The 12,280-nt window shown below is 38.9% G+C and carries 5 protein-coding genes; 1 reads left to right on the top strand and 4 read right to left on the bottom strand.

Going from position 1 to position 12,280, the window contains the following annotated elements; all coding sequences use genetic code 11:
- Positions 1-17: 17 nt before the first annotated feature.
- From lacZ to E4T88_RS05695, 4 genes are all read right to left on the bottom strand, one after another.
- A complete protein-coding gene (gene lacZ / locus E4T88_RS05710; RefSeq protein ID WP_135104518.1) occupies positions 18-3,116 on the bottom strand; it encodes a beta-galactosidase, LacZ type in 3,099 nt (1,032 codons plus the stop codon).
- 224 nt (positions 3,117-3,340) lie between these two features.
- Entirely contained in the window at positions 3,341-4,606 is a 1,266-nt protein-coding gene (locus E4T88_RS05705) for a glycoside hydrolase family 99 protein (RefSeq protein WP_135104517.1), read from the bottom strand.
- Positions 4,607-4,630: 24 nt separating this feature from the next.
- Complete coding sequence (locus E4T88_RS05700; RefSeq protein WP_167755435.1) at positions 4,631-7,948, bottom strand: glycoside hydrolase family 2 protein; 3,318 nt, start codon at positions 7,946-7,948, stop codon at positions 4,631-4,633.
- Between the two features lie 129 nt (positions 7,949-8,077).
- A complete protein-coding gene (locus tag E4T88_RS05695) occupies positions 8,078-9,355 on the bottom strand; it encodes a glycoside hydrolase family 99 protein (RefSeq protein ID WP_135104515.1) in 1,278 nt (425 codons plus the stop codon).
- Between the two features lie 365 nt (positions 9,356-9,720).
- Here E4T88_RS05695 and E4T88_RS05690 point away from each other — a divergent pair, with 365 nt between their 5' ends.
- Positions 9,721-12,252: a Kelch repeat-containing protein gene (locus E4T88_RS05690; protein ID WP_135104514.1), complete on the top strand. Its 2,532-nt coding sequence runs from the start codon at positions 9,721-9,723 to the stop codon at positions 12,250-12,252.
- Positions 12,253-12,280 lie beyond the last annotated feature (28 nt).

Here is a 12,280-nt window from a genome sequence, read left to right as displayed (position 1 = left end):
ATTATATTTTTTATAAGTTACTTCTCAAGGCTTATCGTAAAGTTGTAACTATATTCTTTATCAGTAAAACTATACTTGCTTAAAGGTCTTGCACCCCACGAATCTAAGCCGGCTACCCCGCGTTGAAACAAATCTACACAAAGTACAACTTCATTTCGAGGCAATACATCCGACCAGTGCTGTTGCTTTTTGGTTCTACCCGGATCCAGATCTTCCGGCTTATAATTAGTTGCACTTACAGACAAAGGTTGCCCTCCTTCAACACGAACACCTTTATTCTGGCCATTTGTGAGAGTCAACCAACGCACATCAGTCTTATTTCCTGTTTCTTGTGGACGGTAATAACTAAATGCCTGATCTTCTACCTTCCCTTTCCAAACACCCATGAATGAATCATGTTTGCGATCTATATAATTTTCATGAGGACCACGTCCATACCATGCAAAGTCATTGTATTCTCTAGGCAAAGTCATTATCATTCCAAATCGCATCATATCCGGCAAATTATCTGACAATGCCTTATAATCAGCCTTTATATTCAGGCTTCCATCCTTATTCACGGTATACGTCAGATCTACTTTTGCTTCTATGGCAGACAGTTTACATTCATATTTTATAGCAATATTTCCGTCTTTCTCTTCACTGCCCAAATAGCTGTAACGGGTATTATCTCCTGCCACTTCCCACAAGCGAAGATTAATCTGATCGTTTGCACCAAAGTCATTATCGGTAGGCCCCCTCCAGAAGTTGAAACGAGGCAATTCGCGCATTACAGGTCTTCCGTCACTCTCAAACCGGGTAAGTCCACGACGTGTGTCTTTTGTCGCAAACTGATATTTCAGAGTGCCTGATGTTACGATTATCTGATCCTGCTCTTTAGAAATATTTAATGAGCCTGACTTTCCTTTTTCAGTAAAATAGTTGTTTGTATCGTATGCAAATTCTTCTTTTGCTACTTCAAATCCGGCCTTTAGGAAAGGTGTTTCTTTCTTATTGTAAGCGTAAACCTGTAAGAAATACTCCACTCCCGGCTCAGCCTTTATTTGCGGTATATTTAGTTTCACATCTTTCTGAGAGTCGGCAGGGACGGATACGTCAAATGTTCCTTTCGATTCCACGTTGCCATTCTTCAACAACACCCATTCGTAAGAGTAGTTATCATTTGTAAGATCAGTGAATTTATAATCATTTATCACTGTTATGATACCATTATTCAGATCTTTCGCTTTGAATAGTATATTTTGATACACTTTTTTTACAATGTGAGTATGTGGCAAATAATTCTGATCGGGGCTAATCATACCATCCATACAGAAATTTCCATCATTAACAAGGTTATATCCGCCCAGGTCGCCACCATACGCCCAGAAGAATCTGCCCTGATCATCTTTTGCAGGGAAACCATGATTGTACCATTCCCAAATAAAACCTCCTTGCATATTCTTACTGCTACGCATAACGTCCCAGTATTCTTGCATATTACCCATACTATTTCCCATCGCATGTGCATATTCACACATAATATAAGGTTTCTCCAAATCTCTGGCAGCATCACGCTTCATAGATTCCCATGATGGATACATCGGGCAGAATATATCAGTATTCCTGTCTCTTTGATGTGCTTGTTCGTATTGCACAGGGCGGCTCTTATCTCTTGCTTTTGCCCAATCATAAGTATCGAAAAATGCTTTGCCATTGCCGGACTCATTCCCTAACGACCAGAAAATAACCGACGCATGATTTTTATCTCTTTCCACCACGTTCTTTATTCTGTCCATATGAGTGGCATTCCATTCAGGAAGGTTAGATACATTGCTCGGACCATATCCCAATCCATGCGACTCTTGATTTGCCTCATCTACCAGATAGATTCCGTATTGGTCGCACAGCTTATACCACAATGTAGGCTGAGGATAGTGAGATGTACGCACGGCATTAATATTCAATTCTTTCATCAACTGTATATTGCGCATCATCACCTCGCGGTTTACAACCTGCCCTGTCTTATAATTATATTCGTGCAGATTGACTCCTTTAAAGTACACCTTTTTGCCATTAATAAGGACTTGGGCATTTTTGATTTCTATTTTACGGAAACCTATTTTGCTAGATGTAACCTCTACAATCTTGTTTTTCTCATCTTTAAGAGAGATCAGCAAAGTATATAAGTTAGGCGTTTCGGCTGTCCATTTTAACGGATTAGACACTGTACCGCTAAAAGTTGTTTCTTTCAAACCATTAGAAGGAACCGTTACTTTTTGAGATTTACTAAATACGCTTTTTCCTGCACCATCGAGCAAAGTAACTTCTACTGTTTGGTTTTTATTCTGGGTAGCATAATTTTTCAATTCCACATCAAGACTAAACACCCCATTCTTGTAATTAGCATCCAAGTCAGGATGTGCAAAAAAGTCTGATATACGTGTCTCTGCTGTGCTATAGAGATAAACACTGCGGTTGATACCTCCCAATCGCCACATATCCTGATCTTCAATGTACGACCCATCACTATATTTATAAACCTGACAAGCCAAAGTATTTCTTCCTTTTCGCACATAAGGAGTAATATCAAATTCAGCCGGGCTCTTCGCATTCTCGGTATACCCTACCTTCTGGCCATTTATCCACAGATACATAGCGGTAGTTCCACCTTCAAAGTGAATGAAAACTTTGCGTCCGTCCCATGTCTGAGGAAGATCAAATTGATGCTTATACGAACCTACGGGATTATCGTTCTCGTTTACATAAGGCGGATTTGTTGGGAATGGGTAAATTACATTGGTGTAGATGGGAATACCAAATCCGTTAAACTCCCAATTTCCCGGTACAGGCATATCTGTCCATTTGCTTACATCATAGTTTTCTTTATAAAAATCAGCAGGAGCTTCGGATGGCTTAGCCACCCAATGAAACTTCCAGGTACCATCTAACGACATAAAGTAAGGTGATGCCGAATAGTCATCTTGAGCTGCAAGCTTTGCATCGGGATAGGGCAAGAACGAGGCTCTGGGTTTTTCTTTATTGATAGCAAAAACTTCGGGATTCTCCCAATCTCTTGTTTGAGATGTTGCCATAACAGCAACCAAAAGGAATGCTAAGATCAAGTTTAATTTCATGAATTTTTATGATATAAAATTAACAATTAAATAATTTACACTGGCATTTGACTTAAAGATGTTAAATATAGTCATTTTCAACCATCCTTGCAAAATGTTTCTATGCTTTTGTATTCGGTTGTTATACAACAATAGCGGCTATAAGCATTCTATAAGCCGCTATCTGAAATCAAATGGGTAAAACTTAGGAGGAACTCATTCTCTAATGATCTACCAAAAGATATTTATTTTCTTTGAGGCAGAGAGGTTGTCAAATCTCTTTCTTTGCGAAGCATTTTACCTGCTTCCCCTACCAACCATAAATAATGATCACTCTGCAATCCTTCTTCGATAGGAACAAAAGTGCTTCCCGATATACCCACAGGAACTTGTGTTGCACATTTGAAGATGGCTGTTCCCTCATCAATTTCATCAAACATTGCTATATAAAGAGACTTTGCACCTGCTTTTATCGACTCACTCATTTGTTTCCACAAGAATGAACCTCTATTACAAGGTATCTGCGAGGTATTATCACCTTTCAGATTTTTCCACGAAAAGCCGGGGAAGGCCAAAGGAACATAATCTACTTTATTTTCTTTACACCAGGCTATGTCTTCAGATATAAGCTTGGCAAAAGGAGAATATGAAGCCTCATTGTAACGACCTACAAACCAAGGCATAATTATATCACTTTTTCTTATCAACTCATGGAGCTTCGGATCTTCCATCGTATCTGAGGTAAGAGTACGCCAGTATGTAGGGACTCCAAGCATTATACTAAATCCGCTTTCTTTAAGTTTATCCACCATGATTTCTATATCAGATAATCCGTATGCTCTATTATCATTAAATCCTACACCCCATATCACCACCAATGGTTTTCCATTGTGATGGAGATAAGACGGATTTTTCTTTTGGTCTTTGATGTCATAAGCTTTTACCAACTCGTCAAAATCGTCCAGCAAAACTTTTTCATCACCTGAGCGCATGCCACTCAGGTCGTACATCACACATATAGCCCGTTGATATTTCTGCGCTGCCTTCATTGCCGAGATCAGCACTTTGTTGAAATGATTCTTGCCGCTCGGATTCTTTATTTCATTCACAAACCGTTGCATAAATACACCATCGAGTCCATATTCTTTCATCCATCGAAAATGGGTATCAACAGTAGACTCGTCATACGAACTAAAGGTATATGCAGGGCTTCCATCGGGAAAAACAAACTCTGTCTTATATGTCTTCTCATATTCCGATACATCAGGCCAATAGTCTACTGAGCTCGATCCGGGACAGAATCCTTTTCTCCCTTTGTAATGATACCAACCCCTGTTAGCACCATCATCCGGGGTATTGAACCACCCCTGATAACCAGCCATTACCAAACCATTATACGAATCGTACTTATAATTCTTATCATTCTCTTTCGAAGTGCTATTTTGTTTCTGTCCACAAGAGACTATACAAGTCAATATGAAAAAGGATAGTAATATCGATTTTATTTTCATGTCTTATTCTTTCTTTATTTCACGTTATCTTACTACAGACGATAATATCTGCTTCATAAAGTTTTTATCTGCCGAGTTGAAACGGATGTTCGTTTTTATCTGGGAATTATTCCTCGGATTCACCAATTTTATAACCATATGATTCCATCCTTTATCCAGCATTATATTAGGAACCTTAGTCTCTGCCTGCCCAACACTTTCTTTTGAAAATACTTTATTCTTGTTCAAGTAAACCGCAAATCCACCTTCAAAGTCTAAAAACATATCCAAACTCGGCATATCAGGCTCAGCCAGCAGATTACTCAATGAGCGTGGGCTATATATCCAAAAACTCATATAAGCCACAGCCGTTCTGTCTCTTTCGGGCTTTGCCAATGAAAACAATCCATTCTCGGCAATTGCTACTGCCCACGATTGATTGTCAGATATTGTATTCAGTTGAGGAATAATATCCGCCTCACCCTTCAGAAAATCGGTTGACAATAAATCTTCTACCGAATGAGCATCTTTACTTAAGGATACAACTAGTGACTTTTGTAACTGCGCCTTAGTATCTAATGCCTGCATGCTTTTTATATTATCATTGGAAATAGCAGCTCCCAGATTCAACAGCATTTTGGTAAGCAAAGACTGGGTCTCCAAGGCTATTTCTGAGAGGTCGAGTGTAGAAAGAATTATTTCAGCGTTCCCTTGTTTGAGAGAGGCTATTACCACATCTGCTCCTTTAGATTCTCGCTCGCTACGGAAGACATTTCCGGTCTTCGATGTCTCAGCCTGATAATTCCAACGTTGCCAATCGGTATTGCATGCTCTCAATAATACATCCGATTTCATTACAAAATCTCCTGACATACCATAATGCATTGCCGTTTTGCCTCGTGGCATAAGCTCTGAGAAATAAAAATCAGCATGATTTAATCCTTGCAACAAAACAGGTGTTCCCTCTTTCAGAAATGAAGTGGCTTTTCTGTCTTCCAACGATACAGAATAAGGAAGGATAGCATTGATGAAATCTCTTGATTGTGGATTTACGCCCATTAGGAGAATTTTTGCTCCGGCTTCAATCGCCTTCTGTATTTTTAACTGTTGTTCTTTGGTGTTTGTCGGAGGATTATTTCCGTCTATTATTACCAAAGTTTTATTTGTGATCTTTGAATCAGTGAGGATTTTCAATCCTAAATTTTCAAGATTTTCCTTTAGTTTCGAATCCACCGAAGCATATAATACAATAGCATAGACAGCTGGGACTACTTTTTCTATTTCTTTTTTATCTTCTATCTTTCCGCTATACGGCAGCATCGGCGTTGCATTAGCCTTGCGCACAGCATCTAGCAAAGGCCATTCTCTATAAAGCGGCAACGACATATCATATCCCGGATTGAGAGTAGTAGTATATGGGCCTAAGCGCTCCGGCTGCATTCCATATCCGCCTTCTTGGAAGTAGAAGAAGATACCATCATCTGCAACAGGAGGACGTGTTGTATCTTTCATTCCCAGCTCAAGAGGTTGCAATCCATACCATGCCAGATTGAATATACTGCTATACGAAGCATTCAGGTCACGTTGAGTTTTTATAAGTTCATAGCTTTCTATTGCTACACCCTCCATCCTACCGAGCATACTCTCGTAAGATCTATTACCGTTATACTCTGACGATTGTTTAGGAGTTCCGTAATATGCCATACTCTGCTCTCCTATCCCCCACGGTTTTCCTTCCGATGCCCATTTTCGCATACCGCCCATACCACCGTAATGACCGATAACAGTAGGCAGATCGGTTGGTCGGTCGGTTTCTCCATCGCCCGATATCCAAGGTCGAGTAGGGTCTAGTTCGGCTGTCACCTTTACCCATCGGTTTATTTCATCTAGTTGTTTTTGAATGAGCTCTTCCGGTGCTTTAAATACGTGTACCGCTACAGGAACTGTTTCGTTGCAAACACTCCAGCCGAATACCGATGCATAGTTCTTATCTCTTTTTATAAGACGGCGAATATGTTCTACACAACTCTCCCAATAATCGTCGCTATCGATCTTCGGTCCTCCGTCGCTCGACCAGATACCCGTTTCATCCAGTATGCAGATACCCATTTCGTCGGCAACATCCAGATAAAAACGAGGGAAAGGCTGAGCATGTAAACGAACTGCATTTGCATTCACATCTTTAAGCATACTAAACCATGCCCAAGGGTAGCGGCGCGTCATCTGAGGCACTCCCATAAAGTGCCATGAGTCGCCTCTCAAAGATATCTGTTTGCCATTCAGCAACAACCTATCTCCTGAAATTGTAAACTGACGCCAACCAAAACGGTTATACTTCTTATCTATTGTTTTATTGTTTTCGGTCACATTTACGACCAAGCCGTAAAGATTTGGTGTTTCGGGCGTCCAATATTCGAGTTCTCCGTTTACAATTTTTTCAATTATAACTTTTGTGGTTGAATTGGGTTGTAATACAATCTTTTTTTCTGTAGGAAAAGTCAATGAAGCCTGAGCAGCGACCTCTCCTTTCTGTTCGGGACTTTCATTAATTGTACGTCCAGCCAGATTGTACCATTTTTTTACCTCAGCATCCAAGTTTAGAGTTCGCTTCTGCGAGGATGCATTTTTAATATCGAGTTCTATTCTTAATTTTTTATTCTGTACATCGGGCTGAATAAACAAGTCTTCTACATACACCTGATTATAGGCAAACATATATACGTCTTGCCATATCCCTGCCATTTCGATACCCCACATAGACCCTCCTACGTAGGTTCTACGCCCATATTTTCCATGATTATCAAACAAGCTGCCTTTGGCTACACCGACAAGTATTTCATTTTCTTGTCCGGGCTTTATGAAAGATGTTATATCCGCCTCGAAGGGTAGGAATAATTCAAAGTTTTCAGCCACTTTCTGACCATTTACATACACCTCGGTTTTTCCCATCACAGCTTCAAAATGGAGAATAACCTGTTTACCACTCCAATCTGAGGGTACAGACACATCTTTCCGCATCCATCCTATCTCGGCTTTTTCCCACTCTTTGGGATAACTTGGATAAGCGGTAAAATCTCCCCCCTGTCCGTCTGTAAAATGATTTACATTCCATGGTGACGGTATCTTTATAGCAACGTTTTCTTTTTTGAAAGTCACAGGCTTCTTAAAATCTGACGCTTTCGCTCCGTATATTGGCATAAAGTCCCATTTACCGTTCAGGCACAATTCTTGTCTGTATGGCTTTTCCACATCATTTACCAACCCCTGCATAGGGTTGAACGGGTAAGGATATTTTATTCTTTCCGTAGCATACATACTAATGGAAAGGGCAATCAGAACAGTTAGTATAAAATACTTTCTCATTTTTATTTTGTTTGGCATTTATTCAGGTTGCAGAAGCATTAACCTTTTAAATTTATAAAATTATCTCAGTTATTTTTCGTATAAAATCAATATAATAATACACTATAAAGTATTATTCAAGAATATTAATTACTCTCGTTTCGGCATTTTGATACTCAATGGTTTTTGTCTACGCATCATTTTTGTTGCTTCTCCTGTAAGCCACAAATAGTGGTCGGATGGCATACCGTCCATACCTACAAACTTGGCTATATCACTTACCGGAGGATTATCGGTACATTTAAAGATAGCTGTGCCTTCGTTTACCTCATCAAACATAGCTACATAAAGCATACTAGCCCCTGCATTAATAGCCGTGGATATCTGTTGCCAGTAAAAACGCCCGCCCTGACGCGGTATCGACCCGGAGGGTTTAATATCATCAGGGAACTCGAACCTACTGAGATTATGCCAGCTAAAACCGGGTGTAACACAAGGCACATAATCTATTTTGTTTTGTCTGCACCACTCTATATCTCCGATTATTAAGTCACGATAGCGATCCATATCATTGTGCAATAGAGGAGAAAAACGCTGTACAGTCCATGGAAGAACAATATCTGCCTTGCGGATAATTGTATGCAAGTATGGATCGGGAAGGCAGTCTGCATTGAGTTCGCGCCAGAAGGTAGGAACTCCAAGCATTACACTACAGCCTCCATATTCAGGATCATTTTTGAGAAAATCGATAAAACGATCAATACCGATATCACGAGTATTATAGGGCCTGTCGGGAAATCCGATACCCCATATCGCAACAAGCGGCTTACCATTAAAAAACAAATATGTTTTATTTCCTTTCTGGTTTGTCACCTTTATAGAGTCAACCAAGTATTTCCAATCTTCTATGAGGCTTGAGCAGTCTTCTCCCGACTTGCTGAGTCCCGAAAGATCGTACATAATAGCGATAGCACGCTGATACTTAGACGCTGCTTCAAATGCATTCTTGATAACTGCCGTTTGACCGCCTTGCCGTGCTTTAGCCTGAGCAGCACTGAAGAAGCGTTGCATAAAAACACCATCAACTCCATACTCCTGCATCCATTTGAAATGCAGATCAACTGTACTCTTATCTGTAGAACTGAAAAAGCGTGCAGTAGACCCATCGGCTAGTTTAAGCCCCGTAGGATATGTTTTTTCGTATTCTCGTACATCGGGCCACATATCTATGCGTACTTGTTTTTCGTCGGGATACATAACTCCATCCGCTGGAGCCCGAAACCACCCTTGGTACCCAGCCATGATCATTCCTTTGTAACTGGGATATGCAGTTGTTGGCGCATGCTTTCGCGCTTGCGCCAATATTCTACCCGAGGGCAGCGTCAATATTATTGCGGCAAGCACAAAAAAAATTCCTTTAAAATTCATTTGGTATTTTATTTAATTAATTGTTTCGTCTTTCTTTGCGATATCACTTAGCTACTACAATTCGTTAGGCGAATACATCTCCCCAATCAAGAGAAGAGATGAAGGCATATTTCATGATATTTTTTACTTTACTACAAAAAAAAAGGGAGATACTTAAATTTACATAAACACGCCTATTAATTAAGAATTAAAATTCAGTTAAAATGCTCTTTAAAGATAAAAACTATAAAAACTCCCGTATTCCTTTATTTTTTAAATCACTTATTATAAAGTTCTCATAACTTATCATGAAAAAAATCATTAATTTTGTATGTTACTTATTGGTTGTATTGTTCACACAAAGACCTTTTTAAATAAAAGCTTCCATGAAATACACACTCGCCCTATTTCTCCTGTTATTCAATATTGTCCAACCCTGCATATCAGATAATTCTGAGTACGGATTAAGATTTAAATCATACGAGGTATTAGCAGCAGATCGGACAGGATTGCTTTTGGAAAACGGAAACTATATCGACATCAAAGACGAATTGACTCTGGAGTTTGATTTGAAATATGAGAATACATCTATATTATATGGCTCTACTGTAAAAATAATCAGTGAATCGAAATCCTCAGTAACTCTCGGATTTAGTTCGGGCAATAGTGGAAATTTTCCAATCATGGTAATTAATGATGAAATTATCCCCATATTAACAGATCTCAAACTAAACGAATGGTTTCATGTAGCAATAACGATATCAAACAAAGATCAATCACTAAAAATAAAGTATAAAGATTTTTCCAAAACTTTGACATTAAAGAAAGGAGATTGGAAGGAAGCCATTATCTGTTTCGGGAAGTCAAACCTTACAGGTTTTTCAACAGAAGAAGTTCCGCCGATGATCATAAAAGATATTAAGCTATCGCATGGAGATAAATTATTCAGGCATTGGATTCTAAAGCAGCATAATAAGACCGAATGCTATGATGAGCTGAAACAAGCCCAAGCCACAGTAATGAGCCCCGACTGGATAATAGACTCTTACGCCAACTGGACTAAGCATTTTTCATTATCTACAAATAATAAAACATATATACAGTATGCGTTCGATGCAGGAAGAGGTATTATATATTTTATTCCTGACAATAAACAGATTATTTCTTACAATGTAATCACCAACCAGCAAGATACTATATATGTAAAATCTGGAAGGCCTGCCAATATAAATACGAATCATGTTGTTTTTAACCCTAAAAAGAATGAACTGATTTCGTATAATCTGGAGGAAAAGTTTATATCTATTTTTTCTTTCGAAAATAAGACATGGAGCAGCAACCGTGCACCTGCATTAGAACCGTCGTATTGGCATCACACATCCGCATTGTGGAATTCTAATTCCTCAATAATTACATTCGGCGGGTATGGGTTCTATCGTTATAAAAACGATTTGACCGTGATCAATCCCGCCACCAATGAATGGAATACCCAACAGCTAAATGTAATATCTCCTCGCTATTCGTCGGCATCGGCAATCGTTGGCGATACATTGTATATTTATGGAGGAGAAGGAAACCAAAGCGGAAAACAGGAATTGACTTCTATCATTACCGCCGACCTTTATGCTATCGACCTGAAAACAATGAAAGTATCTCTGTGCTGGGAATATAATAATTCTAATCATTTTCTGCCATGTGGAAATATGATCTATAATAAGGAAGAGGATTCATTTTTGGTTATATCAAAAGCTCTTGGAAAACAAATATTGCTAAAGGTGGCCAGACAAAAACCTGTAATTGAAGAATTGGCCTATATAGACTCTTTGGAATTGAATGCTGATTACAATTTTTCGACTCTGATGAAGCCCGAAAAAGAAAACAAACTGTACGCTCTCTTCTGTAAGGATTACAAAAGAGGCAATTCGGAAATCGATCTGTATAGCATAGCATATCCGCCTATAGCGTCTGGCCAAATATTGCAATCGGCTAAAACCTCCGAGTCTAATGAGTCTAAAACAATATATATTGCAGTAGCTTTCGCTGTGATATGCTTAGTCGCAGGATATGCCGTTTATATAAGAATGAGAAAGAAGAAAGAGAAATCTATTCATTCCGCTTTCTCATTAACGGATGATCTTACAGAAGATGAATCCCTGATAAATAACGATGAAATATATTACGATCGTTCTCGTCAGGCTATTTCCCTACTCGGTTTTTTCAACGTAAAGGACTCTGAGGGTAAAGACATTACAGATCTCTTCACTCCAACACTAAAAAGTCTGGTACTTGCTATAATTTTAAATAGTGAAAATGGCCCCGGTATAAACAGTAAAGTGATAGATAGTCTGATATGGCCCGACAAAGATGAAAAATCGGCAAGGAACAACAGAAATGTATCCATGAACCGACTGAATCAGGTGCTAGAAAAGATTGGGAATGTGCAAGTACAAAACAACAATAGCTTCTGGAAGATAACCATTGAAGACAACTCTATTTGCGATTATCTTGAGGTACTTAAATACATGAGGCTACCGCAAAAGGCAATAATGGAAGATACGGATTCCGAGTCCAAGCTATTGGAACTATTAGGTTATGGACAGCTCTTACCTTTCACTCAAGAAGAATGGCTGGACTCTTTTAAAGCCACATATTCAGATTTTGCAATCGACTTTTTATTGGGCATACTTCTGCGTGAAATTAATTCAGGAAAAGCCAACGCTATTCTTAAGGCATCAAACCTGATTTTCTTATTTGATACACTTAATGAGGAAGCTCTTTTTGCTAAATGCAGGGTATATTACAAACAAGGTAAAAAAAGTCTCGCTAAAAGTACATATAACAGTTTTTGCAAAGAGTATGCAACGCTGTTAGGCGAAAAATATCAAGTATCTCTGGCTCAGATTATCAGCAGTAATTAGTGTAAGGATAGAAATACTATAAAGAAAA

It is taken from the genome of Dysgonomonas mossii (genome assembly GCF_004569505.1).
GTDB lineage: Bacteria > Bacteroidota > Bacteroidia > Bacteroidales > Dysgonomonadaceae > Dysgonomonas.
The sequence above is the reverse complement of the archived record's forward strand: the minus strand, read 5'-3'. Positions and strand labels throughout refer to the sequence as shown.